Source organism: Breznakibacter xylanolyticus, assembly GCF_003254275.1.
GTDB classification, from domain to species: Bacteria; Bacteroidota; Bacteroidia; order Bacteroidales; family Marinilabiliaceae; genus Breznakibacter; species Breznakibacter xylanolyticus.
Window position 1 is genome coordinate 18,878 of the sequence record NZ_QKZK01000007.1, and the last position, 24,611, is coordinate 43,488.

A 24,611-nucleotide genomic window follows, 5' to 3' on the forward strand; every position below is an offset into this window, starting at 1 on the left:
AATTTAAAAAAAACAACATATTTACACAGCGATACAAACACAATGCCCCTTCACATCAATCAAGCCCATCGCAATCGCAACGGGCTTGATTGATGTGAAGGCACTTTTGGATTTTTATGAGCAATCAAAGGGATCAACATCATTTAGCCATAAATTCGTGCCCTCGAGCCGGGCGGGCTCTTACAGGCTATTTGGCAGTCGTTTGTTTTCAGCAATCCTCATGACTTAGCGTCGCTGTGCTCCGCCGAATATGCAACAACCCAATATGTATTGAGTGTGGTTACGCACGACATAGTACAACAAATCAACAACGATTGAGCGCCACATGACATGATAGAGGGGTCTTCATCGTGCCAACTTCACACCATTTTCGATACCGCTTCGACTCCGGGTCGAAGCGGTATCGAAGCGGAGTCGAAGAACTGTCGAAGCAGTCCCGAAGCAGACCCGAAGAAAGGGCGAAACAGATGCGAAGGAACTCGATTAAATATCCACCGTGGGGCTTAAATGGTCATCTGTGTTTTTGCAAAACACAGATGATGAGTCAATTCACGGGCGTGCTTCATGACAGTAATATTACTGTCATTTGGTGTGCGGAAGAAGCCAATGATATTTGCATCACCTCTCGAGTACGGAGAGTATGTAATAGGATGCATTAACGAACAGGACTGCCAATTTCGAACATTGTATAAAATTCAACGTCAATGTCGTTCGGCTAACCTTACTCGTTTGAAATACTGTAAAATTTTTGAAAATTCAGTTAGATTAGGTCAAGGCAACAAAGAAAACAGATCAAAAACCATTCTTCATCTCATCATCAATCGAATCGTTGAAAGTCTTCTTAACTTATCGAAACAACATGATCCCTTCACCAGACCTCAAAACATCTTCCTGAAGCACCGCTTGCGTTTGTGCTGAATGTGGTCGAACGACTTCCACATTTGGATGGCCACGTGGTTGTTTTCGAGCATGCCGGTGGTTTCGACAAACTTCACGCCGTCGGCCTTGGCGGCCTCCCACAGGTCGTTCATCAACAGGGCTGCCACGCCCAATTTTTGTAGTTCGGGACGCACGCCGGTGAGCATCAAATCCATCTCCTGCGGATGATCGATGGCTTGTTTGAGGTGCCACCATCCAAACGGGAACAGTTTACCACCGGCTTTTTGCATGGCCTTGGAGAGCGATGGCATGGCAATAATGAATCCGGCCAACTCGTCCTCTTTGTCGAGAATCACCTTCACGTAACGGGGGTTGATGGCAGGGAAATATTTGTTGATGTAATACCAAATCAGCTCTTCGGGCAGCTCGTAAGTTCCAAACAGGCCGGCAAAAGCCTGGTTGAAGAGCTCAAAAATTTTGTGTTTGTAGGGCTCCAATTCAGCCTTGGTGGTGAAGTTGATGCTTTTAAGTCCGAAACGGGTTTTGAGCATCTCGGCCACCTTATAGGATTTTTCGGGCAGGGCATCGGGAAAAGTGATGCGAAACTCGAGCCAGTCAATCTCTTTTTGATACCCCAGTCGGGTAAAGTGGTCGTGGTAATAGTCAAAATGGTAATCCGAAGCCACCGAGGGTAGCCACTCTTGCCCTTCGATGAGCAAGCCCTGGTGATCGAGGTTCGAAAAGCCGAGAGGGCCCATAAGTCCGGTCACCTGTTGCTGTTTAGCCCAAGCCTCAACGGCAGCAAAGAGAGCATCGGCCACGAGCGGGTCGTTTTCAAATTCCACGCGGGTGAAACGAGCCAGGTTCTCGCCCGTTTTGTCGTTCCACAGGGGGTTGATAATCCCGCCAATGCGCCCCACGCAACGTCCGTTGCGATAAGCCAGCCAGAACTTCGATTTGCAAAATTTCATGGCCGGGTTCTTATCGGGCATCAACGCCGCGCGTTCATCGCCCTTCATGGCGGGCACCCAATAGGGATTGTTTTTATAAAGTTTCCAGGGCAAGTCAGCAAATGTTTTGACATCGCCGGCAGTCACTACTTCTTTGATGATGATACTCATAAGGTCAAATTAAAGCCGATGCGAAAAGCATCGGGGCGACGCAAATCTAACCCATCAATGTGAAATAAACAAAAGCCAAGGTCGAATTAAATGTGCCCCAAGAGGTTCACCAAGCGGTTTCAACGGAGCGGATTCCACATAAAATCAACCAATAAGCAATCATTATTCATTCCCCCACAAATCGTCCATTGATATGCAAGCGCACCTCATCGACATTAAAATTGGGGATTTGTTTACGTTTAAAGTAGTCGTCGAGCAAGGCATTGAGCTCATCGTCGAAGTAATCTTCGATGCGTTGCGAATCGGCACAATAAAGATGATGATGACAATGGGGCACATCGTCGTACCGCATCACATCACCATCGGTCTTTACTTTTTTGAGGATGCCTTTTTCGACAAACGTCTCCAATGTTTTATACACCGTTCCAATGGCGATATGAGGATGGGAACTCTTAACCATCCGGCAGACCTGATCGGGCGTGGGATGATTGTGCAACCGACGCAAGGCATCGAGCACGGCCAACCGCTGCGGGGTTATTTTCAATCCCTTTTCGGTTAAAATATGAATAAAATCATTCGTTTCCATGAACAACCATTTTCAAAAAAACAACCCAAACAAGCCTCACTTGCTGAAACAAACCAGATCACCTTGAGCTGTCAAAAATACCCCTTTTACATCAGCCATTGATATTTAAACAGGAAAAAGCTTCCGTTTGTTTAAACAATGCGAATTATGAGTAAAAAGGCAGAGGACTTTTGTATGAACGCACATAAACAATCAGAAAAAACGCCGAATCACGAAGGTTTGGTTTTGACTTATATGAAATTTGCAAACAAAACAATTGGATCCCCCCCTTAATTCGAATAAACGACACATTTATTCATCAAAAACGAAAGGGGATTCATCGCAAAAACAATCAAAATAGCCCAAAAGCGTTATCAAGAGAAACCCTATGGCTATTTTTGCGTAAATCAACATTCGTAAAGCCCCAGCCTCCCTGTCACCTTAATAAAACTGCACCATAAAGATGATAAAAGCGCCCAAAGGACAACGAGTCACTCTACTCATTCTATTTCTACTAAGTACCCTACCCTTATTTAGCAACACTGCTCAAAGGCCTCACACGCAAACTGAAACAACACCAACAACCGATTCGCTCATTATAAAGCCATTGATCGGCATCACGTCAATGCAATGGGACACACTCCCAGGCACGGTGTCGCTGATGTCCCGCCAGCAGACCACACTGCAAAACTTCATGTTGCTTAAAAGCAGTAGCCACGACACAAAAACCAATTGGCAAACCTATGCCAACGAACACAATCACAGCTATTCACTGAAGTTTCAGGCGCCCCATTATCCGGTCATCGAACCAAATGGCAAATACCTACAAGAGAATTATTTGCCACAAAACAATCCCACACGACTGTACAATTACCAGAATACACAGGAGAATCAAAACCTCAGCCGCTCGATCATAGAGAAAATAAACGACTCATTGATGGTTTACAACCCTTCGTTGGTGCGCTGGGATTGGAAAAAAATTCCGGCGCCACACCGCATCGTGCTCGATGGTGTGCTGCTCGACAAAAAGGCAGCCCAGGAGGCTTTCAGGGTAACCTACGTGGAGCCACCACGGAAAGTGGCAAAACCGCGCTTAGAGAAAAAACGTTGGAACTATGGAGGCTCCGAAGCCTTACAACTCTCCGAAGCATTTTTCGACAACTGGGTGAAGGGGGGGGAAAACTCCATTTCAGTATTGAGCGACTTGCGCGTGAATGCCAACTACAAACACAACAAAATAGAGTGGGACAACAAACTGTTACACAAACTGGGCATCATATCTCAACAAGAACAACGCACACGCATCAACGACGATGTGATACAGATGACCTCTAAGCTTGGGGTGAATGCTTCGAAAAAGTGGTATTACAGTGCCCTGCTCGACTTTAAAACACAGTTTTTTTATGGGCGCGACGCCAAAGATTACAGCAAAATCCTCTCGGGTTTCATGTCACCGGGATACCAGACCTTCGCCATCGGTATGGATTACAAGCGCAGCAAAGACTTTACGGTGCTGATATCGCCCCTGACCTCGAAGGTGACGTATGTACTCGACACGGTGAACGTGGATCCGGGGCGATACAACATCCCCGAAGGTCAGCGCTCCGACGCCAAAACGGGTCTGTCGGTCACCAGTGCCATCACCGCCAAAGTGTCGCACGAGCTGACCATCACCTCGAACCTCGATTATTTTTACAGTTACCTTGACGACGAAGGCAAATCGCAACTCGAATGGGAGGTAATTCTCAACATGCGCATCAACAAATACCTGTCGGCACGTTTGATTCCACACATTCGATACTATCAGAACGAATCGGAGAACGTGCAGTTTAAACAGAATTTGACCATCGCGTTTAATTATACGTTTTGACGCAGGGACAAGGCATGCCCTGTCCCTACCGCATGGTATGCCGGTTCACCAAATCGGTTTTGGTGCGTCTATACACGTTGAAATCAATTTCGTGCCGCGCCCCCTCAATGCGTCCCCGATGGCTGTATTGCCACATCACCCATCGCGCGGCATTGCCCGTGGGTTCCTCGTCAATGTCGCAAAACCACAGAGGATAGCCATCATAAATATCTTTGATAAAACGGCGATGACTCTCGCCATTGGTATAAATGATGGGCACCACGCCCAGCTCATCTTTAATGGTATTGAGAAACTTACCAATTTCGGTTCTCACCTCCTTATCAGATCGGGTACACAGGGTATTGCCCCAGGTCTCCACATCGACAACCGGCACCAGGTCGCCCTTTTGCAGCCTGGCATGCTTAATAAAATGAAGCGCTTGCTGACGACCGTCCTTGCAAAAGCGAAAAAAATGATAGGCGCCAAACAACAAGCCCTGTTCCCGAAGCGCTTTGTAGTTTTTCTTGTATAACGGATCCACATAGTCGATGCCCTCAGTGGCCTTGATGTAGGCAAAGTCGACCCCATTGGACTTTAGTTTACCCCAATCAATTTTGCCGGAGTGTTTTGACACATCCACCCCAAACACCTCGTAGGCCGAAGCGCCCACCGGATAACGGGGCGGCATCACCCAAACACGCACCACCACAAAAGCGGCAATGGCCACCACGGCCACCAATGACCAGCGCCAGGCGTTCTTCCCTTTTTTGGCCATGGGGTTACTTCACTAAGAAATCGAAAAATAGCTCATCACCGATATACCCCTTCAGTCGGTCATTGATTTTCACCGACCCCACACCTTCGGGTGTCCCGGTAAAGATGATGTCACCAATTTTGAGCGTGAAGAATTTCGACACGTGAGCAATGATGGCATCGATTGAAAACAACATGTCGCGGGTATTGCCTTTTTGACGGGTCTGATCGTTGATGTCGAGACGAAAGTCGATGTTCTGAACATCGGCAAAACGCTCCTTGGAAACAAACTCCGAGATGACGGCCGAACCGTCGAAAGCCTTGCATTTTTCCCAAGGCTGGCCTTTGGCGCGCAGGTCGTCCTGAAGATCGCGAGCGGTGAAGTCGATGCCCAAGCCCACCTCATCGTAGTAACGATGGGCAAAACGCTCATCGATATTCTTACCCAAGCGATTGATGCGCACCAACACCTCCACCTCGTGATGAAAGTCGTTGGCAAAATCGGGAATAAAAAATGGATTGTTATTACGAAGCAAAGCCGTGTCGGGCTTGCAAAACACCACCGGCTCGGGTGGCAGTGGGTTCTTAAGTTCGCGTGCGTGGGCCTCGTAATTTCGCCCGATACAAATGATTTTCATGTGTTGAAAGAAGTATTAAAATATAATTATCAAGACACAAGACAATGAATTTTATAAATCATCTCAATATCACCAACTCGAGCTTTATCGTTCTCACTCCTCCCCTTTGGGGAGGTCGGAAGGGGCTTTACTCACAATACCGATAATGGCCAATGATTTTAAAGCGAAAGAGGCAATCCTCGAGCACCTGTCCGGCACCGATGTTATGCACTATCAAATTGCGCTGTCCATCGGCCGAACGCATGGCCGACACGATGCCGATGTGGGTAATGCCGCCGCCCAAATCCCAACAAACGAGGTGACCGGGCAAATAATCGGAGGCCTTCTCGGAGATCGGAAGTTTTTCACCCTTGCGAGAAAAAAAGGTCATCAGATTGGGCACCCGTCGGTGGTCGATGTTGCGGTCGGTTCGCGTCAATCCCCAGTTTTTGGGGTAGAGGTGAAAATGGGCTTTCATGTCCTCGTGCACCTCCTTTTGCAGATCCACATTCAACTGTCGATAGCCACGTATCACCACATCGGAGCACACCCCCCTGTCGGCCGGCACATCGCCATTGGGGTAGGCCAACCGGACATACGACGGGTCATAAGTCACCTTTTGCCGGGTGAGATTCAGAACAGCATCGGCCAGCTCGGGCAAGCAATTCCATTGAGCCCCGGCTGCAAGAGACCACACCAAACAGACAACAAGAAAACCAACCCTCATCGCCCCAGTTATTTGCCCGTGAGTTTGCGCAGTTTTATGGCAGTGATGACTCTCTTGGTGTCCTGCGAAAAATCGCCATTCATCATCCAACCGTAATAACCATGATCGGTATCAAACACTTCGCTAACCTTGCGCCCTTTGTATTTGCCAAAATTGAACACTTCTTCGTTTTTCTCATTAAAGACAATGCGACCGGCCAAATCGGCGCTCTTATTGTGCGACGAGAAAGTGGATAAAAAGTCGATGTCGTTTTGCAACTCGGGATAACGTTCCAATTGAGCCAACAGCACCTCGTAAGTGGCCAGCGTGTCGGCCTGAGCACTGTGGGCGTTGTCGAGATTTTTGTTGCAATAAAATTTATAAGCAGCCTCCAGGGTGCGTTTCTCCATTTTGTGAAAGATGGTTTGCACGTCCACAAACTTGCACTTTTTCACTTCAAATTCCACCCCGGCACGAATAAACTCTTCCATCAACAGAGGAATGTCGAACTTATTGGAATTAAACCCGCCAATGTCACACTTCTCCATAAAGGCAGCCAATGAGCGGGCAATATCCTTAAACGGGGGACAATCTTTCACATCTTTATCATAAATGCCATGAATGGCCGAGGCCTGTGCCGGAATGTGCATCCCTGGATTGACGCGGTGATCGCGTGTCTCGCGGCTGCCATCGGGATTCACCTTCAGGATCGAAATCTCCACAATGCGATCGGTGGCAATGCTGATGCCGGTGGTTTCGAGATCAAAAAATACAATGGGGTTCTTTAAATTCAGTTGCATAACGGGATAAAAAAACTCCGGCAACCATCGTCCTTGACGGGTGCCGGAACGGTAAAATTTTAGGCTCTAAAAATAGAGAATCGATGGCAGCAGGCCAAATGTTGCTTCACTTTTCGACAACAATACCCAAAACAATTCGACGGTTTGATGGTTGTAGTTGATACAAATCAAACGAATAATCATGACAAAACTCATTCTTTCGCTCACTTGCTTGCTGCTGATGGCAGTGACCACACAAGCTCAAACCTCCTTTTATGACTTTAAAGTGAAAACCCTCGATGGCACCGACTTTGACTTTGCCTCCCTCAAAGGCAAAAAAGTGATGATTGTGAACACAGCCAGCAAGTGCGGACTCACCCCTCAATACGAACAACTGGAAGCCCTTTACAAGAAATACGGGGGCGAAACATTCATCATCATCGGTTTCCCGGCCAACAACTTCATGAATCAGGAACCTGGCAGCGCCCTGCAAATCGAAGAATTTTGCAGCCTCAATTATGGCGTTACCTTTCCCATGATGGAAAAGATATCGGTGAAGGGCAACGACATTCACCCCATCTATCAATGGCTAACCCAAAAAAGCCAAAACGGGGTGATGGACAGCCAGGTGAAATGGAACTTCCAAAAATACCTCATCAGCCCTGAAGGCACACTTGAAAAAGTGGTGGAACCCCGGGTAAAACCCAATGATGACACGGTGGTGGGGTGGATTGAGGGGAGGTGATGCTTAACTTGCCACATCCGTTCATTTACCTATTTTTGCGCACACACAAAAACTCTGCGCCCCATGTCCGACCCCCGTCTTCCCGTCACCATCATTACCGGCTTTTTGGGAGCCGGCAAAACCACGCTGCTCAATCATCTCATCAAGAAACACCCCGATAAACGCTTTGCCATCATCGAAAACGAGTTTGGCGACATTGGCATCGACGGGGCGCTGATCGTCGAAGGGAGCGATTCAATCTTTGAACTCTCCAACGGCTGCATTTGCTGCACGCTCAACAACGACCTGAATGACACGCTGACCAAACTCATGGCCATGGGCGAGCGCATCAACCACATTCTGGTGGAGACCACCGGCATTGCCGACCCGCTCACGGTGGTGCAGTCGTTCCTCACGGGCGAAGCGGTGCAGCGATACTTCCGCATCGACAGCGTGGTGTGCCTGGTCGATGCCGAACATTTGGCCGACCTGATGGAGAGCGAGCCCGAGGTGCGCAACCAACTGGCCATGTCGGACGTGGTACTGCTCAACAAAACCGACCGGGTGCATGCCGATTATCTGGCCACGCTGCGTAAAACCATTTCACAAATGAGCCCCATGGCAATGCTGCACGAGACCACGTTTGCCGACGTGAGCCACATCGATATCATTGACACCAATGCTTATGGCGGACGTCAGGTAGGCACCACCGTGCTCCGTTTCGATGCCACGCACCGCCCCCTGGTGGTGAGCAACGTAATGGCACCCGCTTTCGAGAAAAAGGCACACACACACCGCCACGACATCACCTCCGAGGGATTCGAATTCGCGGGGAGTTTCGACATACAGCGCTTCAACGCATGGATTCAGGGGTTCTTGTACTTCAACAGCAACACCGTGTATCGGGTCAAGGGACTGGTGAGCTTTGCCGGTTACGACCAACTGTTTGTGTTTCATGCCGTGCGGGGCACGTTCATGCTCGAGAAGTACGAAGGAAACTTTCCGGGGGGGGAAATCTGCAAAATGGTTTTTATCGGGAAATTTTTAGATCGCGAATTGCTGCAAAATAGCCTGGAACAACTGCTTGACGGCCCAATGCCGGGTTAAGCAATCTGATTGAGCCCCATTGAGTTCTGACTTTTGCACACAGGACACAGATCACAATAAGAACAGACCTCGTGATCACACATCTCTACATCAACCTTATCGCCGGGGCTGGGATAAACGGGTTGTTGCCAATAGTCGCGAAACAGGTTGTATTTGATGCGTTTGGGCAGATGGCGGGTAAAAACAGGGTAAAGGCCATGGGCACGCCATAACTGCGAAAAGGCCAGCGAGAGTTCCCACAACTCCTCTTCATCGAGGTACGAATCGGGCGGCAATGCCAACAGGTCAATGCCAAACAACTCTTCGGGGGTAATGCCGCCTTCGGCATCAGGATCCATCATATCTTCAATGGATGTCACCTCGTTACGACCGGCCCATAAGGCCAACGTCTCGTAACAGCTGTTTTGAGCTGCTTCAATATCTTCGAGAAGTTGTTCGACGTAACGCTTCATTATTGTAGTATCAATTTTTAATGATGTTCAAGCTATTCGACCGGAAAAGTTAGATAATACGCATGATCGGAATGATCGATTTTCTAAACAATACACTCCAATGTTCCAATATTAAATTTTCGGGTGATGAAATTACATCATTTAACGACATAAAAGTGCATTCGTTTCAAAATAAACGCTTAAAAATCGTTTTTATTGATTGAATATGTACTTTTGGGCAAAAATTGAGTCTATGATCATTGATTTATTCATTCCCTGCTATATCGACCAGTTGTACCCACAAACCGGATGGAATGTGGTGAAAATTCTTGAAAAAGTTGGCGTAACGGTCAACTACAACCCGCAACAGACTTGCTGCGGACAGCCCACCTTCAACAGTGGTTTTTGGAAACAATCGCGCGAACTGGCCGTGAAATTCATCAAAGACTTCCCCCACGACCGCCCCATTGTGGTGCCATCGGCATCGTGCGGGGGATATGTCAAAAAACATTACATCAAACTGTTTGAAGGCGATGCAGCCATGCAAAGCGAATGTGACCGCCTTGCGCGCAACATCATTGAGTTGTCGGACTTTTTGGTCAATCAGGTGAAAGTGCTCGAACTGGGCGCATCGTTTCCACACAAAATCACTTACCACGACTCCTGCTCGTCGCTACGCGAATACAAGCTCAAAAATGAGCCGCGCCAACTACTGGCCAACGTGCAAGGCCTCGAACTGGTGGAGATGGAAGAGAACACCACCTGCTGCGGCTTTGGGGGCACCTTTATGGTAAAATACGTGCCGATATCAACAGCCATGACGCAACAAAAAGTGGAGAATGCCCTGCGCACCGGTGCCGAGTACATTGTCTCTACCGACTCGTCGTGCCTGATGAACATGCAAAGCTTCATTGACAAACAAAATCTGCCCATCAAAACAGCACACCTGGCCGATGTGCTGGCCAGCTTTTAAATCATATTCGCCCCGAAGCAAAACTTCGGGGTTTTATTTTGCCCGTTTTCACAAAAAATCTAAATTTGACATCAACAAGCCGATATAGCTCAGCTGGCTAGAGCGGCTGTTTCGTAAACAGCAGGCCGGGGGTTCGAGTCCCCCTATTGGCTCTCTTGGGAATCTGCTTAAATAAAGGCTTCAACTAATGTTGAGGCCTTTTTTGTTGTCTGCAAAAATCGGTACTTTTGACCAGATATAACGATGTTTGTTTTACGAAGTCATTACGCGAATGTTTTACATGTTTCACGAAAATCATTATCTTTGAAATAAAAAAACATGAATAAAAATGATGTTGTAATCAACGCAAAAGAGATGGACTTAAAATCACTTGTGGTTAGTTCTGGCGTTTATTTCCTGTATAATAATGATGAGTTAGTTTATATTGGCAAGGCTCAGAATATAGCCAAAAGAATCCTTGAACATATAGTGGAGGGGACTAAGCCATTTAATCGAGTTATGTATGAATTAGTTCCGGTTGATTCGCTGAGCAGAGTTGAGACCATCTTAATTAAGGCATTAAAGCCTCCATTTAATAAATCACAAAATAACGACATCGAGCATTCTAATTACATCCCTTCAAGGTCTTCTGTATCTATTAGGCCAATTGCAATGGAGCATCATTTAAAAAGAGATGGGACAATGAATGTTAAAATTCGATTTACATACAAAAGGAGGAGTTTTTATGTAAAAACCAACTTCTTTGTTTATCAGGAAGACATCGATGCCGGTAATATTATTAATCCAAAAGTTAAAAAGGATATTGATGTAATCATTTCAAAATACCGGAATATAACTAAATACATATCATTTGACAAGTCTTTTGAGTATGTGCAGAATAAAATATTAGCAGCAAATATTTAAGATGGCAACATTTAAGGTCTGTGTGTTTGAGCATCAACAAAGGGAGGATGCTACATACCCCGTTTCGATTCGAGTAACATGGAAGCGTCAAAGTGCATACATTAAAACGGAATACCGAGTATCGAAAAAACAGATTCGTCAGGTCGGGAAGGGCTTCGAACTAAAGGATGCGTTTTTGTTGAGGGAGCTCAACAATAGAATTGCCGACTATGAAGACATAAAATTAAAGAAGCTAGGGTCTAAAATTGAATACTACACCGCGAAAGAGCTTGCTGATTTATTCGTTAAGCAATCGAAGGATTCCGGAGGCGATATCGACTTCATCGAGTTTGGACGGGACTACGCATCTAAATTAAAGTATAACTACACACGAATATTCCGATCGACACTTAATGCAATAGTGGATTACACTGGCAGGGAAAAGGTGATGTTTTCCGAAATCACATCAAAGTTCCTGATGTCGTTTGAAAATCATCTGAAAACGGAGCGAAAAGTCATCCGCGACAACCAATTGGGAGTCCCGGTTGAAGTGATTCAACCACCTGTTTCGGACATGACGATACGCAACTACATGTCAAACATCCGCACTTTATTCAATGCGGCCATCATGCAGTTCAATGATGATGATAAAGATGAGATAGTCATTAAACACTACCCGTTCAAAAAATACAAGATTAAACCACTCCAGGAAACCAAGAAACGGAACCTATCAATTGAGCAGATAAAGGCAATCCTAACTCTTCCTGATGACGGATTAACAGAAAGAGCCATCATTGCAAGGGATGTGTTTTTAATTTCGTTCATGCTTGTGGGCACTAACACGGTTGACCTATTTGGGATGCCAGCTAGTTCTATCAAAAATGGCCGAATTACATACAACAGAGAGAAGACATCTGACAGACGAAGGGATGATGCCCAGATATCAATCCGAATTGAACCAGAAGTAAAAGTATTGATTGACAAATACAGAGCCACACAAGGGGGGAAAGCCTTCAATTTTGCCGAACGCTACACAAATGCTCAAGCATTCAATAGCAACCTCAACAAAGGGCTCAAGGTTATCGCAGAGAAACTGGGGTTAGACATTCCTCTATCAACATATTACGCCCGCCACAGCTGGGCTACTATCGCCCGAAATGATTGCCGCATTAGCAAAGATGATGTTCACATGGCTCTCAACCATGTGGACGACAAAACAAAAATCACGGACATTTACATTGCCCGTGATTGGAGTATTGTGGATGATGCGAATCGGAAAGTGATAAAATTAGTCACAAAAACAGACTTACACCTTCCCCATCACTAGTTTTGAGATTTATAAACGAATCATTTAAAGACAGATGTGAAATTTTAGTGGATGAATCTTTTGAACTGATATAATTATCTATTCTACTTAATTCATCCGTATTCAAACTCACAATTAATTCAATTGTTTGTTTTTTCTCTCCACCATCAAATAATTCAAGTTTGGATGCAATATTATTTATTAGCAATTGTCTCATTGTTATTATTTATGAAGTTTTAATATCGACGTCATACAAACTATAAATTCGTTTGAGTATCATTAAAAGGTGGATAAATATCTCAATGGTAAGAAGGTAAATAAAAAATGAAATTATCCATTTAAAAAGATAATTAGCATTTAAACAACAACATGGCAGTATAAGAGTATCAGGGAATGGGCTCATGTTAAACAAAAACACCATAATTAGCGCAAAAACTCCAATTAATATTGCAAATGACACATTTTTAAAAGTCTGGCTAATTAACTCCTTTCGACCCTTTACATCCGAAATATTTTCACTTGCCTTGATAGTTGTCAATAATAAAACTAAAAGATTGAGGAACAAACCTACAAAAATAGATATTGAAACAGTAATAAAATCTATAATATTACTATTTGGGACTTTAACAAGTATAAACAATGAGATAGTTAATAAAATTGGGATAATAATAAATGTCCACTTATCCCCCCTCCGGAATTTTTTATTTGACATCCTAAAAGTTTCTCGATGATCCTTGTAAATATGCATAAAGCAAATTTTTGAATCAGCACATCTATCATTGAGCTCCATATCCTCTTTGGTTAATTAAATAAATCAAGATTCAAGCCGTTTAGCAATAAGATAGACTCGTCATAAAGTGACTCAAAATTAAAGTTATTAGCAGCATTTAAAGTTACATCTAATTCATATGAAGACCTAACCTTTTGATTTTCGATGTTGATTTTCTTTGGAACACCTCCAAGGTCGGAACGCACACTTATTCGAGTTTCTCTATTATCAAACCCAATTTCATTAAAAGCTGGATAAGTAAAGAACCCATCTGGATTTTGACTTACTATGTCTAGTATTTTATTTTTGGCAAGCAAAGATATGGCTCGCCCCCTTTTCGCTTTAATTGTTAATTGAATTTCAAAATCTTTGTTGTAAAAGTTCCCTAAATGATATCTAGCTGATATATCTGCAGGCAAAGATGATCGACTGAATGTAATTGATTTGTAAACACCTTCATTTAAATAATGCTTCGCAACTTCATCGTCAATGTATGGTTTAATTTCACATTTAAGTTTTACTTCATTATCGTTTGTGAAATAATAATTGAAAAATTGGATTAATAAGTTTCGAATTCTATTACTTATTGATCTCGTTCCTTTTTTTTCAGTTAGAATAAAAAGAGTATTTGATTTTCGTGGAGGAACTACAAGCATGAAAAAAAAGGGATCCAGTACGGTGTTGTCGATTGAAATATTGCCTTTATACTCCAAGCTCACTTCCCCATTTTCTCTATTTATTTCAGCAATTTTTCTTGTCTTCCCAAATTCACCTGCTTCAAGTATCCCGGAAAATATTCCTTTCTCCTTATTTATTTTAATCATTGACCTACCTTGATCGTCAAACGCAAAAGGATATGTTCTTTCCTCTTTTTCATCAATTTGTTTTTCACTACAGAAGCCAACAAACTTATCAATTAATAGGTCGAAAAAATTAAGACCATTAATATCTCGCAAATCATAGTAATGAATTGCTTTTAGGCGTTTTTCTTTTATTTTAAAGATGCTAATTTCAACATTTGCTGAAGCCATAGATCATATATTAAATTGGGTTTACCTAACAATTAACTGTAACATACATACCACAAGTTTCTATGCTTATATTCAGATATAGTTATATCTTGTACATCATGAATAAAATATGAAAATACATTATCTTTTCATCCCATCCAAAAACCTATTTATCTCCTCCTCCGTCCACTTGTCAACATCAGCCACATTGGGCATTGGCGGGGGCACATCTTCATCGGGGGCGTCGGAGAAAGGCTCAATATCGTGCTGAACGGGAGGGTTCGGAAGAATCATGTACGGCACATCAACAATACCCCTTTCGGTGACTTCGCTTCGGGTGAGAACTTGCCAGGTGTGATCGATGGTGATTTTATCGGGCAACTGATCCACAATTGCCTTAATGCTTTGCAGCGAGAAAACAGGACAAACAGATAGCCGTTTTAGCTCTGCCTCGGTTTTTAATGCCTGGAAGATGGCTCCTTTATCAATCATCCACTCCCCTGCCACATATCGTCCATACCGATACCAGTGCCGCACTGACTGCCACCTGTCGGCCGGCAGATAACGAAGCATTTTATTGAGATGCTTACATCCCCAGTCCGAATCGCAAAACTGCCCCCTAAAGGATGTCGATTGATAGCCGTTGTGGTAGCAGTAGTAAAGGCTGTCCTGAATTTTATAAAACAGTTCAGGAGTAAATGGTACCACATCATCGCCCATGAAGGTGGCCGACGACCCCGACAGCTTAGGCAAGCGGGTGGCCAACACCATGAAATCGGACCAGTGCTGAAGCAACTCGTTGGGACTGGTTATGGACAGTTGATAACGATCGCCGTCCTGACTAAAGCCATCGAAACGTTTGCACCGCGTCAACAACTCTTTGAAGTCTTTAGCTGTGGAACGACAAAACCGAAGGGTGACAAGGGAGGGCATGGGTTACTTTTGATTTATAGTAAAAGTCACTAATTAAGATGATTGACAGATGAAAATACTTTCCAACCATCTGACGTTTTTAGACACATAAACATCTGAACTGAACTCTGATTTCCAAAAGAAAGACGATATGTAATCTGACGAATTGGAGCAGGAGCCTCAGTGTATTTGATAATTGAATCATTAACCAGCGTTGCTCCATCTTTATTCATATATATATCTTTCACTATCTTAATGCCCTCCGTAGTAAGGTCACTAAAACTATTCAGATTGACATGCCTGATAAGAGTATCCATTCCAATCTCTTCTTCTGCAATGAATTCATAGCTGTCAAAGTTCTGGGGTATCATAATCCGACTCTCCATTCTAGAAGTGTCTTCTTTTGGCGGATGAGTGATTAAATCCCAATAATTAAAATGTATTGAATTTGAATTTCCTATTGCATAGTACAATCTGCCATCTTTTGCGGCATCCAAAACAGAGTCGCATGTGCGCTTAGCTGTGCATGATGAGAATAACAACATCAATAAAAAGAATGGTATAAATTTCATTGCTGAATAATGCTTATTGATTCACTTCAACTTCCTCAAGTTCTGACAACTCAATTTTATCAATTTCATTTGCTTGGCTTAGCATCCATTGCTGTTGCACAACTTCATTCTCTGCAAGTTCCTTTTCCAAGGCTTGCGTTTCCCTGTATTCTCTTGCTTCCGCGACCATCGTCCATTGCGCCTTTATATCTTTGGTATCCAAATGGTCTTTTATGTCCTTCAAGCCTAATTTAAAGAACTCTTTTCGCGGATTTATCTTATTCATTTGACGAGACACAAATGTCTTATGAAGTTCCTTTTCTAACCCAGGAGCGTCATCACTATAAATCAAGGCATGGACATCAAATTCAAAGGGGACGCTCGCGTCACCAAGTTCCTTGATTCTATCCTTAGGTTCTAATCGCCTTGTCATACCAATTTTATACACATCTTCTCCAAAAGAACCGATATTTGAAATAACGTAAACATGACCGGATCTTGTTTGTTGAGCCATCGATATTGCTCGTTGATTCTTTTCTTCGGCTTCTACCAATCGCTTATTTAATTCAGCTAGTTTTTCTTCATATTTAGCCCTCTGTTCTTCGGAGGCTGCAGATAGTTCTTTTTGAACTTTATCCATAGCCTTTTTGAGCATCTCTTCTTCTTTGGCAGCTTCCTTCATCGCCCGTTCAAACTCTCTTCTTGCCTTTTCCTCTTCTCTAATCTGTTCTTTTATTTGACGTTGCTCTTCTTGTTGTTTCATTTTCAACTCAATCGCGATACAAGCCCAATAAGCTTCTTGAATGCGTGCATTAAGATATGCAACTTTAATGCGCCCATTTTTAAATGGCTGGCCTAAGTGGTTTATCAATGCAAAGGCGTCTTTAATCTTTTGCTCGACAGTGCCGAAATTATCAGCTTTAAGACTGGACAGGATAGTATCCACTTTACCGTTAAATGCATCCACGGCAAAATTAATGGCTGCTTCACGTCGTTCTTTTTCAACATAATCACACATGCCGGCATTGTTCGATTCAATGAGGTTGCGTGTAATTTCGCGCGCCTTTTTTAATTCCGCACCAGCTTCAGTATAACCAAAGTCATCGGCAAGATCATCAAGGAACGAATGCATGGGAATAATGTATTTGTTCCCATAGCCATCAACGATGTTCTCGAGCGACTTCAATAAGTCCTGATAAAACTTAGTTTTCTCTAAAGATAGGTAAGCATCACCGCCTATTTCGACAGCCTTATTGCGAGCACCTTCAATGATTAAATCGGATTGGGTTGTAGCATTATTAATTTTAGCAAGTGCTTCTTCCTCTGCCTTTTCGCGAACAACAACAGCCTTTTGTCTAATAACTTGAGCTTCAGACTTAGCTTCGGCAACAATCTGCTTTGCCACATCCTTTGATTTAACGATTTCCTCATCAATCAAATCGGCAGCAATACGCATATCCTGTTCCGTTTTTTTTAACAGGTAGTTTGCTTTTAAGATTATTGCTTTTGACTCCTCTTCTGCATCAATTATTTTTTCGTATTTAATTAAGCGTCCTATCTTTTCGTTGAGCTCAGAAGCATAACGTTGCAGTTCAGAATTGTGACGTTGCAGTTCACTTATTTCTGTACTCTTATTCAAAGATTGACTTTGACACTCTTTTAGCTTCTTTTCTGCTTTACTTAAGTTAGTAGCCACTACAACTAAGACAATTGCAAGCACCGCGATGATAAAAATATACATAATTAAGGGTTTTGGGTTAATTGTTGAGTCGTTGTAATTGCATCAATCAATGAGCAGTTTTGTGTGTCTTTTACATAAAGCACAGCTCGTAGCAAGCTCGATTTCAATATCCTGTTTCTCACTTTATCGTCAAACGAAGTCGCACCGAAATCGAACTGTTTGTCTATTTTTTCTTGTTCCCTGGCTTTTTGCTCATTTATCTTAGCCACAAGTTTTGCATTTTGTTCTTGTTCCTTTGCGGCTAATCTCCCTTTTCGCTCAATCTCAGCATGAAGTCGGCTTTGTTCGCGTTCCTGTGCTTTACGGTTTGAGTTGTTTATTCGTTCCTGCTCACGAAATGCACGGTTTTGAGCAGCCGAATTAGCCTTGGCTCTTTTATCTGCTTCTCTGGACGCTGCTAAACCAGCTTTGTATGTTGCCTTACCAACAGCAAAAATTAGTTTTAAAGGGTCTGATTTGCGTGCCATTATGTGATATAAATAAAAAATGATTAAAATTCATAATCCTTTTCAATCGCCATTATTTCCCACTTCGGTAAGCATCAACATATTCATCTGAATAAAGATCCCAAAGTTCACTGGTTTCAGAAAAAAATGTAAAATGAATATCATCGAACGTCCCGTTCTCATACGTCCAAACACTTAATTGGTCTTCATTCAGTGTCGAAATATGAAATTCGACTTCCTTGGTACTCGTAACAAACTTCAATGTTTTACCATCCAAAATTTGCCATTGAAGCGTTGCCGGAAATAACCCGCTATTTTCAATAGACTTAACATCGCCATCTTTATCAAATGTCAAAATCCATTCGTTATCAGACTTTTTAAAAACAACAGTCCCTTCAATTTTGGTTTCTTTCTTTGCCAAAAACCACTTTTCTTTTGTAAGCATCTCTTCTTTGCTTACGCACGATGCAAGGAGGAGCGATAAACTTAAAAAAGTGTAGATTAATACGTTTTTCATTGGTAGTGTATATTTGATTGATTTATACAAATCTAAATCACATCCCTCTTAATCTCCTTCAAATAAAACAACTGCGCCACATCACGCAGATTTAAGGTAAAATCGCGGTGAGTTGAGTTCCAGCTATGGCAAACAATGTCACCAGTCTCTACATCGTGCTCAGTTATTTCTTTACAAGTGATTCCCTCTTCGCGATGTACAATCACGAACACTTTGGGGATGTGCAGTTTTGATCGCCAATAGTCCTTTTTCAACTCCTTTGCCAAAACCACATCGCCGTGGCAAATGGCTCGGCGTGTGTTATCGTCCATACTGTCGCCCCGTATTTCAAAGGCCACATAGTTACCACCCGAATACCTTTTTGAAGCCACATAAATGGGCTGCGCCTCCAAGTACTCGTGGTCGGCAAACCCGCTTAAATAACCGGCATAGGCGTACTGGCCAATGAGGGGGGCTTTGGTGACTTCGATGCTCTTATCAACAATGCGAACATTGGCATCCAAAGTCGGTGTTTTTAGCATTTCACCTACTCCTGTAACTAACCACACCCTTTCTATGTCAGTATAGAAGTTCAATATTCTTTCTATGGTTGCATCAGATAAATCGCGACCTTCTTTTCTGCTTTTCCCCAATGTGCCCACAGAAAGCCCCAATTGCACTGTAACTTTATTATCATTTAACCCATTGAGGGACATATACCTATCAAATCGATCTATTTTTCTTTCCATAAATGTTGAAAATATTTCAATATTCATTTTGACGATATTGAACTTTCTTCTATATTTGCATCATGCAACACCGCCAAAGGGCACAATGCAAAAAAGAAAACATAAACAACAAAACACTGTGACCATGACAATCAAAGCCACATTCACCAAAAACCCGGCCTTCTTAAGCGCCGAAATAGGGATGGAACTAAGCAGCCTGAGTGACTTCGACAAAGCCATTGAAGACGTAAAAGCGATCAGGGAAGCCTTCGCATTATTTCAACGCACTTCGGCATCTCTCGACAATACAAACACCACCGCACCTTCTGAATAAAAGGTGTTTTCGAGATGCCAGCCTTCGGCAAGCAACTGATTGGCTTTTTCAGGCACTTGTAACGACTGCCATTTATGATCAGGATTGTCGATAAAGTGCTTACAAAGAACTAATTCTTTCATAAGACAAGATTAAAGGGTAATTGCACAATGCAACACAAATATGAAAAAAATAAACGGAACAGGACATCCCCAACGCATAAAAACACAACAAAATGACAATTAAAGACTATTACGACAGCCTTGACGAGACGCAAAAGCGAGTTTTTCGCAGTAAGGTGGAACGCAAAACGCAAAAGAACAAGAGCACAGTGTACCGATGGATTAACCTCAAGCACCCTGCCAGCCCCATCGAAAAAGCCTACATGTCGAGAATCATTGGCAAACCCATCGAAGAGCTATTTCCTGAAATTGAGAAAGCATGAAGCCATCAGAATTTTACACAGCTCCCAACAACGAGGTGATGATTCAGGACGAATCAGGCACACACCAACTTAGCCAGGGCGACAGCGATTTTTTGGAAAAAATGGAGGGCATCATCCACGAGTTTTATCCTGATGCTGATAAGGCGCTATGCGAGAACTACAAGCCCAGCCGAAGCAACCCTTCATATTACCGATTCCTGAAAGTTCGCCGGTTCATCAAGTGCAATTTCGGACAGTATGACAATGTGATGGACATCGACCACCTGGGACGCATGAACTTCGAGTTTGTACCATGCCCCCTTCGAGGTGAATGCAAATACGACGGCATTATTTGCAACCCAAAGTTCAACAGCAGCCTGAGCCAGCGTGAAATGGAAGTGATGCAAATGGCTTACGAAGGTCGCACCGATGATGACATTGCCTCTACCCTTTTTATTTCTCTCAACACAGTTAACAACCATAGAAAAAACAGCTTCAAGAAGCTCAACATTCACTCGATGGCTGATTTTATCCGATACGCAAAAGATAAAAACCTATTTAAACGATGAACAATGCAGCTAAGCGACATTGAAATCAAAAGGCTGATGATTGACACCGCCGAAATGGCCGCCAAGAAAGCACTGATTGAAGTAGGTCAACTCAAACCATACCTGACACTAAAGGAAGCTCAACGAATACACGGCGAATACACCGTGAACCGATGGATTAACGAGGGCTTACTCAAACCAATAAAAGACGGAGCCCGAAACTGCAAAGTACGCATCGACAGGATACAGCTCGATGCTGTGGCCGCCACCAGTAACAGAGCCAGTTGGTACAAACACAACATGACTGAATAACCAATAAAAAACACATCTACCATGAACGCAACCGCACCGGGAGTTTGGGAAAAGGAAATCGCATCAGGCGTGCGCATGACCTGCAACACAAATTTGAACATGATATACGTGACCAACGACAACGGAAGCAACCTCCGTTATGAGTGCCCCGAGGGAATCTACCTGTCAGACATCGAGCAAATAGAGAACGGAATACTAAGAGCCCTGAACGCAGGGCACAAGGGGGCACAGGCATAAAGCCCTCACACTGGCACCAAGCCACCACGGTCTTTGACATGATGAAAAATAGTCGGTAAGCGCAATTCCGAACAGGGCAGCCATCTTGGGCGGTGACCCCTCAAGGCAAAGCTTATAGTGAGTCAACGAGCGACTATTACAGAGGGTGCGTTAGCTCTGGCGAGTATCCGCAAGGATAAAACAGGTTCGAATACTGTACGCACCACGCAGTGTAGAAACGGGAATTAAACACCCTCCGGTCTGAGGGTGTGACGACTGCATGCCATGTTTGCCGTTTCGGGAGAGTTTCACGCTCTTTTACTCCACATCATACAAACCAATGCAGCACATGACTGAGCCGGGGAATAACACCGGCAAACGGGGAGAAGTATTTAATTCCCCTTCTCCCCTTCTTGCCGGATTAGCTCAGTTGGCAGAGCCTTCGTCCTGGGGAAGAGACAGCGGTTCGATTCCGCTATCCGGCACTATTCATACACTCATAAAACTTTCAATTATGTACGCAAATTACGACAGTTGGCGCACCGAGAACCCGTGGGACGGGATGGCTCGGATGGCCGGATTCAGAGATGAAGAGGATTACATCAATTCGCTTGACGAGGACGAAGAGATGGACGACGAATAAGGGGGAGACTACGATTCCCCCTTTCTTTTTTCAGATACCAACAAATACTATAAAGATGGAAACAAAATTATCAATCCAAGACCTGACGGCGATGAAGCCCCTGCAGGTTTTTGACGATGAACGGGTGAAACAACGTGTCATCAGCATGTTCATGAAGCTGCACAAGGCCGAAGAGGACGAAGCGGTCAACTTTTACGAAAAGGAACGATACAACTTTTCGCGAATCATTCAGGATGCGGAACACCTCAAGCAGTGCACGGCCTTCTCGGTGTATGGATGTTTTCTCGATTTGGCATCCATGGCCTTAACACTTGAAAACGTCTCCCAACCGTTGGTTTATCTCCTATGGGGAAATGCCAAGGTGGGGAACAACTACGAAAAACGAGCCACGCTTGAAATCAGCCCATACGGCGAACTGGTGTTGAGGATGCAAGCCGGACAATTGCTTTATGCCGACAGCCCCGTGATTGTTTACGAAGGCGACAAGTTCAAACCCATTGTGAACGAACGAGGTCAAAAGATTTGCCTGTATGAAGCGGCCATCCCGCGACAGTCGAAAAAAATCATCGGGTCATTCATCCGGCTGACACGGCCTGACAACTCCTTTGATTTCTTCTACCTGTTGCCCGATGACATTGAACGCCTCAAAGGCTATTCAGCCAAGAAAAACAAAACATCAGGAGCCAACGCCCTCTATTCATCAAACGATGGAGACATTGACCCCGGCTTTCTTGCCGCCAAAACCATCAAACACGCCTTCAAAACCTTCCCAAAGGTGAGAATTGGCAACTTCTCGAAACTGCAGGAAACCGAACCACAAGCCATGGACTACGGGCTCACGGAAACTATCCCGCAAGATCAGCTACCTCCAAAGCCTGTCACACAGGTATTCCCCAACACACCACAGCAACAAATTGACCAGTTTGAGCAACAAGGTGTGACAGTACAAGATGACGACGATGTATTTTAAACCATACAGCCATGAGTAACGAATTAGCAAAATTTCAGGAAATAACAGCCTCAGCCCCCATGGTGCTTGAGCAAAACAAATCACGTGTGGTTAAAGCCACCGAAGCCGGCCAGGCGTTAATATTGAAGATGGCCGAAGGCATGAACGACCAAAAAGACGACGAAGCCAACGCCTATCTGGTGAAAGCGCGAAAAACACTGGAGCTGATCATGGAGCAACGCAAGCCCATCACCCAACTGTTGGACGCCTTTAAAAAAGAGTTCACCACCATTGAAGCAGCCCTCGACCCCAAACGAGCCGAAAGCGTGGTGGCACAGATACAGCAGGCACGTAACAACTTTGCAACGGCCAAACTGGCTGAACAAAAGAAAAGGGAAGCAGAAGCCGAACGCCTCAAAGCCTACGAAACGGAAAAGGCAACCGTTACTGCCGGTATCGAAACACAACTGGGCAGTTACATCACCAACGTCATCAGTGCGGCTGTGCAAACCTTACACGATTGGTTCAACGCCACCACCCTGAACACGCTCGACGAAACAGCACACCGCATTGCAACCATCCCCGAAAACCTCTCGCAGGCGGTTTACGATGCCTTCACGGCCAATGTGCAAACACAATTCGTCAGCAAAGAGGAAAAAGCAGCCATCAAGGCGCAGATCATGCAAGGCAAGGCCGATGAATACAAACAGCTATTCAAAGCCAAAGTAGCGGAAGCCAAAGCCGATTTGTCCACCAAAATCCCATCACGACGAACTGAACTCGAAGCCATCGCCGAAGCTGAAAAAACCAACCAGGCGGAAGCGGCACGACTCAAAGCCCTGCAAGACCAAAAAGCCAAAGACGATGCCGATCGTCTGGCCAAAGAGAAAGCCGAAGCAGATGCCAAAATCAAGGCCGAAGCCGATGCCAAAGCCAAAGCGGCCGAAATGCAAGCCCACTTTGACGCCACGGCCACAAGTGAGCCGGCAAAGGAACGCACCGGATACGAAATCATCGTGAAGCATCCGGCAGCCTATGGATTGATTTTCTCCTTTTGGTTTGAAAAGGAGGGTAAAGACCTCCCCATCGACCAATTGGACAAAAAGACCCTGGGGCAGATGAAAGCCTTTTGTGAGAAATACGCCCACAAGAACAGCGAAACCATCAAGACCCCTTACATCGAGTACAAAGAACAGGTCAAAGTACAGGCACGCAAATGAAAGACCCATACTACGGAAGGTCGGAGGTAAGCAACTCCGACCTTTCAGCTTTAAAAAAAATGCTCTATGCGGTTGATTCGCCCGATCCGACCAACGCCTACAAGTTCGGCACGCTGATCGATTGCATGATTACAGAAAGTCACCGCGTGAATTACTCTACGTTGGAGTGTTCGGGCGAGCCATACACCCAAGAGGATTTCGACAAAGCCAACGAGATGAAGAAAGCCTTTTTGCGCGACGACTTTTGCCGCAATATGCTTGAGCGTTCAACCCCTCAGAAGGTGATGATAAACCCAAACCAACGTTTCGTGACCGACGGGTTTGAATACTACCTCCCTACCCGCTCCAAGTGGGACTTGTTCATGGACGTGCTTGGATGGGGTGGCGACATAAAGTCAACCACAGCCACTACACACAAACAGTTTGTCGATGCCATTTACCACTTTGACTACGATCGTCAACGAGCTTGGTACATGGACATGGCCGGAAGCAACCAAGATGTGTTGATAGGCATTTCAAAAGTCAACTTCAAAGTATTCAAAGTACCCATCAAAAGGGGCGACGAACTATACCGAAGCGGAAAAGAGAAGGTCGATGATTTAGCCTTTAAATACTGGATGATGTTTGCATAAACCACAAAA

General features: G+C 44.3%; 30 protein-coding genes and 2 tRNA genes. 16 read left to right on the forward strand and 16 right to left on the reverse strand.

Features of this window, described 5'->3' with window-relative positions:
- Positions 1-878 precede the first annotated feature (878 nt).
- Together LX69_RS05300 and LX69_RS05305 are read right to left on the reverse strand one after the other, a co-directional pair.
- On the reverse strand, positions 879-2,000 hold the full coding sequence (locus tag LX69_RS05300; RefSeq protein WP_111444794.1) for a GNAT family N-acetyltransferase: 1,122 nt from the start codon (positions 1,998-2,000) through the stop codon (positions 879-881).
- Positions 2,001-2,166: 166 nt separating this feature from the next.
- The gene (locus tag LX69_RS05305) at positions 2,167-2,586 is read right to left on the reverse strand and encodes a Fur family transcriptional regulator (protein ID WP_111444795.1); all 420 of its coding nucleotides are present in this window, start codon (positions 2,584-2,586) and stop codon (positions 2,167-2,169) included.
- Between the two features lie 604 nt (positions 2,587-3,190).
- Between LX69_RS05305 and LX69_RS05310 the strand changes: the two genes are divergently transcribed.
- Positions 3,191-4,435 (forward strand): DUF3078 domain-containing protein, encoded by a 1,245-nt coding sequence (locus tag LX69_RS05310; RefSeq protein ID WP_221621284.1) that lies wholly within the window; start codon positions 3,191-3,193, stop codon positions 4,433-4,435.
- Positions 4,436-4,460: 25 nt separating this feature from the next.
- Here the strand turns inward: LX69_RS05310 and LX69_RS05315 are convergent, their stop codons facing one another.
- The 4 genes from LX69_RS05315 to LX69_RS05330 form a co-directional block, all read right to left on the reverse strand.
- The gene (locus LX69_RS05315; RefSeq protein ID WP_111444797.1) at positions 4,461-5,189 is read right to left on the reverse strand and encodes a glycoside hydrolase family 25 protein; all 729 of its coding nucleotides are present in this window, start codon (positions 5,187-5,189) and stop codon (positions 4,461-4,463) included.
- Positions 5,190-5,193: 4 nt separating this feature from the next.
- Complete coding sequence (locus LX69_RS05320) at positions 5,194-5,805, reverse strand: fumarylacetoacetate hydrolase family protein (RefSeq protein ID WP_111444798.1); 612 nt, start codon at positions 5,803-5,805, stop codon at positions 5,194-5,196.
- A 127-nt stretch (positions 5,806-5,932) separates the two neighbouring features.
- Positions 5,933-6,511 (reverse strand): DUF1287 domain-containing protein, encoded by a 579-nt coding sequence (locus tag LX69_RS05325; RefSeq protein ID WP_111444799.1) that lies wholly within the window; start codon positions 6,509-6,511, stop codon positions 5,933-5,935.
- A gap of 8 nt (positions 6,512-6,519) precedes the next feature.
- Entirely contained in the window at positions 6,520-7,290 is a 771-nt protein-coding gene (locus LX69_RS05330; protein ID WP_111444932.1) for a 3'-5' exonuclease, read from the reverse strand.
- 181 nt (positions 7,291-7,471) lie between these two features.
- Here LX69_RS05330 and LX69_RS05335 point away from each other — a divergent pair, with 181 nt between their 5' ends.
- Positions 7,472-8,014 (forward strand): glutathione peroxidase, encoded by a 543-nt coding sequence (locus tag LX69_RS05335; RefSeq protein WP_111444800.1) that lies wholly within the window; start codon positions 7,472-7,474, stop codon positions 8,012-8,014.
- Between the two features lie 63 nt (positions 8,015-8,077).
- Positions 8,078-9,100: a CobW family GTP-binding protein gene (locus LX69_RS05340; RefSeq protein WP_111444801.1), complete on the forward strand. Its 1,023-nt coding sequence runs from the start codon at positions 8,078-8,080 to the stop codon at positions 9,098-9,100.
- Here the strand turns inward: LX69_RS05340 and LX69_RS05345 are convergent.
- Entirely contained in the window at positions 9,097-9,552 is a 456-nt protein-coding gene (locus LX69_RS05345) for a hypothetical protein (RefSeq protein WP_111444802.1), read from the reverse strand. The two genes, LX69_RS05340 and LX69_RS05345, sit on opposite strands and share 4 nt — an antisense overlap.
- A 232-nt stretch (positions 9,553-9,784) precedes the next feature.
- On the opposite strand from LX69_RS05345, the gene LX69_RS05350 reads away from it, so the two are divergent.
- The 4 genes from LX69_RS05350 to LX69_RS05365 all read left to right on the forward strand — a co-directional run bounded on the left by LX69_RS05350 (position 9,785) and on the right by LX69_RS05365 (position 12,713).
- Positions 9,785-10,504, forward strand: a complete 720-nt coding sequence (locus LX69_RS05350) for a (Fe-S)-binding protein (protein WP_111444933.1) — start codon at positions 9,785-9,787, stop codon at positions 10,502-10,504.
- Positions 10,505-10,582: 78 nt separating this feature from the next.
- A tRNA-Thr gene (locus tag LX69_RS05355) sits at positions 10,583-10,656 on the forward strand.
- Between the two features lie 166 nt (positions 10,657-10,822).
- Entirely contained in the window at positions 10,823-11,407 is a 585-nt protein-coding gene (locus LX69_RS05360) for a GIY-YIG nuclease family protein (RefSeq protein ID WP_111444803.1), read from the forward strand.
- Position 11,408: 1 nt separating this feature from the next.
- Positions 11,409-12,713 carry a tyrosine-type recombinase/integrase gene (locus LX69_RS05365; protein ID WP_111444804.1) on the forward strand — a complete coding sequence of 435 codons (1,305 nt, stop codon included), beginning with the start codon at positions 11,409-11,411 and terminating at the stop codon, positions 12,711-12,713.
- Here LX69_RS05365 and LX69_RS17515 read toward each other — a convergent pair.
- The 9 genes from LX69_RS17515 to LX69_RS17705 all read right to left on the reverse strand — a co-directional run bounded on the left by LX69_RS17515 (position 12,679) and on the right by LX69_RS17705 (position 19,801).
- The gene (locus LX69_RS17515) at positions 12,679-12,909 is read right to left on the reverse strand and encodes a hypothetical protein (protein ID WP_146260643.1); all 231 of its coding nucleotides are present in this window, start codon (positions 12,907-12,909) and stop codon (positions 12,679-12,681) included. The genes LX69_RS05365 and LX69_RS17515 overlap by 35 nt on opposite strands.
- A 584-nt stretch (positions 12,910-13,493) precedes the next feature.
- On the reverse strand, positions 13,494-14,492 hold the full coding sequence (locus LX69_RS05375; RefSeq protein WP_111444806.1) for a hypothetical protein: 999 nt from the start codon (positions 14,490-14,492) through the stop codon (positions 13,494-13,496).
- A gap of 120 nt (positions 14,493-14,612) precedes the next feature.
- Positions 14,613-15,404, reverse strand: a complete 792-nt coding sequence (locus tag LX69_RS05380) for a hypothetical protein (RefSeq protein WP_111444807.1) — start codon at positions 15,402-15,404, stop codon at positions 14,613-14,615.
- Positions 15,405-15,433: 29 nt separating this feature from the next.
- Positions 15,434-15,955 (reverse strand): hypothetical protein, encoded by a 522-nt coding sequence (locus LX69_RS05385; RefSeq protein ID WP_111444808.1) that lies wholly within the window; start codon positions 15,953-15,955, stop codon positions 15,434-15,436.
- A gap of 13 nt (positions 15,956-15,968) precedes the next feature.
- Positions 15,969-17,675: a DUF4041 domain-containing protein gene (locus LX69_RS05390; RefSeq protein ID WP_111444809.1), complete on the reverse strand. Its 1,707-nt coding sequence runs from the start codon at positions 17,673-17,675 to the stop codon at positions 15,969-15,971.
- Between the two features lie 2 nt (positions 17,676-17,677).
- Positions 17,678-18,142, reverse strand: coding sequence for a hypothetical protein (locus tag LX69_RS05395; protein WP_111444810.1), 465 nt, complete (start codon positions 18,140-18,142; stop codon positions 17,678-17,680).
- A 52-nt stretch (positions 18,143-18,194) separates the two neighbouring features.
- Entirely contained in the window at positions 18,195-18,638 is a 444-nt protein-coding gene (locus LX69_RS05400) for a hypothetical protein (protein ID WP_111444811.1), read from the reverse strand.
- A 32-nt stretch (positions 18,639-18,670) separates the two neighbouring features.
- The gene (locus tag LX69_RS05405) at positions 18,671-19,366 is read right to left on the reverse strand and encodes a S24 family peptidase (protein ID WP_146260644.1); all 696 of its coding nucleotides are present in this window, start codon (positions 19,364-19,366) and stop codon (positions 18,671-18,673) included.
- Between the two features lie 258 nt (positions 19,367-19,624).
- Positions 19,625-19,801 carry a hypothetical protein gene (locus tag LX69_RS17705; RefSeq protein ID WP_170124249.1) on the reverse strand — a complete coding sequence of 59 codons (177 nt, stop codon included), beginning with the start codon at positions 19,799-19,801 and terminating at the stop codon, positions 19,625-19,627.
- A 92-nt stretch (positions 19,802-19,893) separates the two neighbouring features.
- Between LX69_RS17705 and LX69_RS05410 the strand changes: the two genes are divergently transcribed.
- From LX69_RS05410 to LX69_RS05445, 9 genes are all read left to right on the forward strand, one after another.
- On the forward strand, positions 19,894-20,103 hold the full coding sequence (locus tag LX69_RS05410) for a hypothetical protein (protein WP_111444813.1): 210 nt from the start codon (positions 19,894-19,896) through the stop codon (positions 20,101-20,103).
- Positions 20,100-20,651, forward strand: a complete 552-nt coding sequence (locus LX69_RS05415) for a helix-turn-helix domain-containing protein (RefSeq protein ID WP_111444814.1) — start codon at positions 20,100-20,102, stop codon at positions 20,649-20,651. Before LX69_RS05410 ends, LX69_RS05415 begins: the two co-directional genes overlap by 4 nt.
- 3 nt (positions 20,652-20,654) lie before the next feature.
- On the forward strand, positions 20,655-20,942 hold the full coding sequence (locus tag LX69_RS05420) for a DNA-binding protein (RefSeq protein ID WP_111444815.1): 288 nt from the start codon (positions 20,655-20,657) through the stop codon (positions 20,940-20,942).
- A gap of 21 nt (positions 20,943-20,963) precedes the next feature.
- Positions 20,964-21,179, forward strand: coding sequence for a hypothetical protein (locus LX69_RS05425; RefSeq protein WP_111444816.1), 216 nt, complete (start codon positions 20,964-20,966; stop codon positions 21,177-21,179).
- 394 nt (positions 21,180-21,573) lie between these two features.
- Positions 21,574-21,643, forward strand: a tRNA-OTHER gene (locus tag LX69_RS05430).
- A gap of 29 nt (positions 21,644-21,672) precedes the next feature.
- Positions 21,673-21,801 carry a hypothetical protein gene (locus LX69_RS18225; RefSeq protein WP_262509750.1) on the forward strand — a complete coding sequence of 43 codons (129 nt, stop codon included), beginning with the start codon at positions 21,673-21,675 and terminating at the stop codon, positions 21,799-21,801.
- A 55-nt stretch (positions 21,802-21,856) separates the two neighbouring features.
- Positions 21,857-22,771, forward strand: coding sequence for a serine/threonine protein kinase (locus LX69_RS05435; protein ID WP_146260645.1), 915 nt, complete (start codon positions 21,857-21,859; stop codon positions 22,769-22,771).
- A gap of 11 nt (positions 22,772-22,782) precedes the next feature.
- Positions 22,783-23,970: a hypothetical protein gene (locus LX69_RS05440; RefSeq protein WP_111444818.1), complete on the forward strand. Its 1,188-nt coding sequence runs from the start codon at positions 22,783-22,785 to the stop codon at positions 23,968-23,970.
- Positions 23,967-24,602: a PD-(D/E)XK nuclease-like domain-containing protein gene (locus tag LX69_RS05445; protein ID WP_111444819.1), complete on the forward strand. Its 636-nt coding sequence runs from the start codon at positions 23,967-23,969 to the stop codon at positions 24,600-24,602. The genes LX69_RS05440 and LX69_RS05445 overlap by 4 nt, the downstream gene beginning before the upstream one ends.
- Positions 24,603-24,611: the final 9 nt, after the last annotated feature.

Bases quoted from the DNA above. Each gene is read 5' to 3' on its own strand.
- LX69_RS05300 (WP_111444794.1), bottom strand. From the start codon at position 2,000: ATGAGTATCATCATCAAAGAAGTAGTGACTGCCGGCGATGTCAAAACA.
- LX69_RS05305 (WP_111444795.1), bottom strand. From the start codon at position 2,586: ATGGAAACGAATGATTTTATTCATATTTTAACCGAAAAGGGATTGAAA.
- LX69_RS05310 (WP_221621284.1), top strand. From the start codon at position 3,191: ATGCAATGGGACACACTCCCAGGCACGGTGTCGCTGATGTCCCGCCAG.
- LX69_RS05315 (WP_111444797.1), bottom strand. From the start codon at position 5,189: ATGGCCAAAAAAGGGAAGAACGCCTGGCGCTGGTCATTGGTGGCCGTG.
- LX69_RS05320 (WP_111444798.1), bottom strand. From the start codon at position 5,805: ATGAAAATCATTTGTATCGGGCGAAATTACGAGGCCCACGCACGCGAA.
- LX69_RS05325 (WP_111444799.1), bottom strand. From the start codon at position 6,511: ATGAGGGTTGGTTTTCTTGTTGTCTGTTTGGTGTGGTCTCTTGCAGCC.
- LX69_RS05330 (WP_111444932.1), bottom strand. From the start codon at position 7,290: ATGCAACTGAATTTAAAGAACCCCATTGTATTTTTTGATCTCGAAACC.
- LX69_RS05335 (WP_111444800.1), top strand. From the start codon at position 7,472: ATGACAAAACTCATTCTTTCGCTCACTTGCTTGCTGCTGATGGCAGTG.
- LX69_RS05340 (WP_111444801.1), top strand. From the start codon at position 8,078: ATGTCCGACCCCCGTCTTCCCGTCACCATCATTACCGGCTTTTTGGGA.
- LX69_RS05345 (WP_111444802.1), bottom strand. From the start codon at position 9,552: ATGAAGCGTTACGTCGAACAACTTCTCGAAGATATTGAAGCAGCTCAA.
- LX69_RS05350 (WP_111444933.1), top strand. From the start codon at position 9,785: ATGATCATTGATTTATTCATTCCCTGCTATATCGACCAGTTGTACCCA.
- LX69_RS05360 (WP_111444803.1), top strand. From the start codon at position 10,823: ATGAATAAAAATGATGTTGTAATCAACGCAAAAGAGATGGACTTAAAA.
- LX69_RS05365 (WP_111444804.1), top strand. From the start codon at position 11,409: ATGGCAACATTTAAGGTCTGTGTGTTTGAGCATCAACAAAGGGAGGAT.
- LX69_RS17515 (WP_146260643.1), bottom strand. From the start codon at position 12,909: ATGAGACAATTGCTAATAAATAATATTGCATCCAAACTTGAATTATTT.
- LX69_RS05375 (WP_111444806.1), bottom strand. From the start codon at position 14,492: ATGGCTTCAGCAAATGTTGAAATTAGCATCTTTAAAATAAAAGAAAAA.
- LX69_RS05380 (WP_111444807.1), bottom strand. From the start codon at position 15,404: ATGCCCTCCCTTGTCACCCTTCGGTTTTGTCGTTCCACAGCTAAAGAC.
- LX69_RS05385 (WP_111444808.1), bottom strand. From the start codon at position 15,955: ATGAAATTTATACCATTCTTTTTATTGATGTTGTTATTCTCATCATGC.
- LX69_RS05390 (WP_111444809.1), bottom strand. From the start codon at position 17,675: ATGTATATTTTTATCATCGCGGTGCTTGCAATTGTCTTAGTTGTAGTG.
- LX69_RS05395 (WP_111444810.1), bottom strand. From the start codon at position 18,142: ATGGCACGCAAATCAGACCCTTTAAAACTAATTTTTGCTGTTGGTAAG.
- LX69_RS05400 (WP_111444811.1), bottom strand. From the start codon at position 18,638: ATGAAAAACGTATTAATCTACACTTTTTTAAGTTTATCGCTCCTCCTT.
- LX69_RS05405 (WP_146260644.1), bottom strand. From the start codon at position 19,366: ATGGAAAGAAAAATAGATCGATTTGATAGGTATATGTCCCTCAATGGG.
- LX69_RS17705 (WP_170124249.1), bottom strand. From the start codon at position 19,801: ATGAAAGAATTAGTTCTTTGTAAGCACTTTATCGACAATCCTGATCAT.
- LX69_RS05410 (WP_111444813.1), top strand. From the start codon at position 19,894: ATGACAATTAAAGACTATTACGACAGCCTTGACGAGACGCAAAAGCGA.
- LX69_RS05415 (WP_111444814.1), top strand. From the start codon at position 20,100: ATGAAGCCATCAGAATTTTACACAGCTCCCAACAACGAGGTGATGATT.
- LX69_RS05420 (WP_111444815.1), top strand. From the start codon at position 20,655: ATGCAGCTAAGCGACATTGAAATCAAAAGGCTGATGATTGACACCGCC.
- LX69_RS05425 (WP_111444816.1), top strand. From the start codon at position 20,964: ATGAACGCAACCGCACCGGGAGTTTGGGAAAAGGAAATCGCATCAGGC.
- LX69_RS18225 (WP_262509750.1), top strand. From the start codon at position 21,673: ATGTACGCAAATTACGACAGTTGGCGCACCGAGAACCCGTGGGACGGG.
- LX69_RS05435 (WP_146260645.1), top strand. From the start codon at position 21,857: ATGGAAACAAAATTATCAATCCAAGACCTGACGGCGATGAAGCCCCTG.
- LX69_RS05440 (WP_111444818.1), top strand. From the start codon at position 22,783: ATGAGTAACGAATTAGCAAAATTTCAGGAAATAACAGCCTCAGCCCCC.
- LX69_RS05445 (WP_111444819.1), top strand. From the start codon at position 23,967: ATGAAAGACCCATACTACGGAAGGTCGGAGGTAAGCAACTCCGACCTT.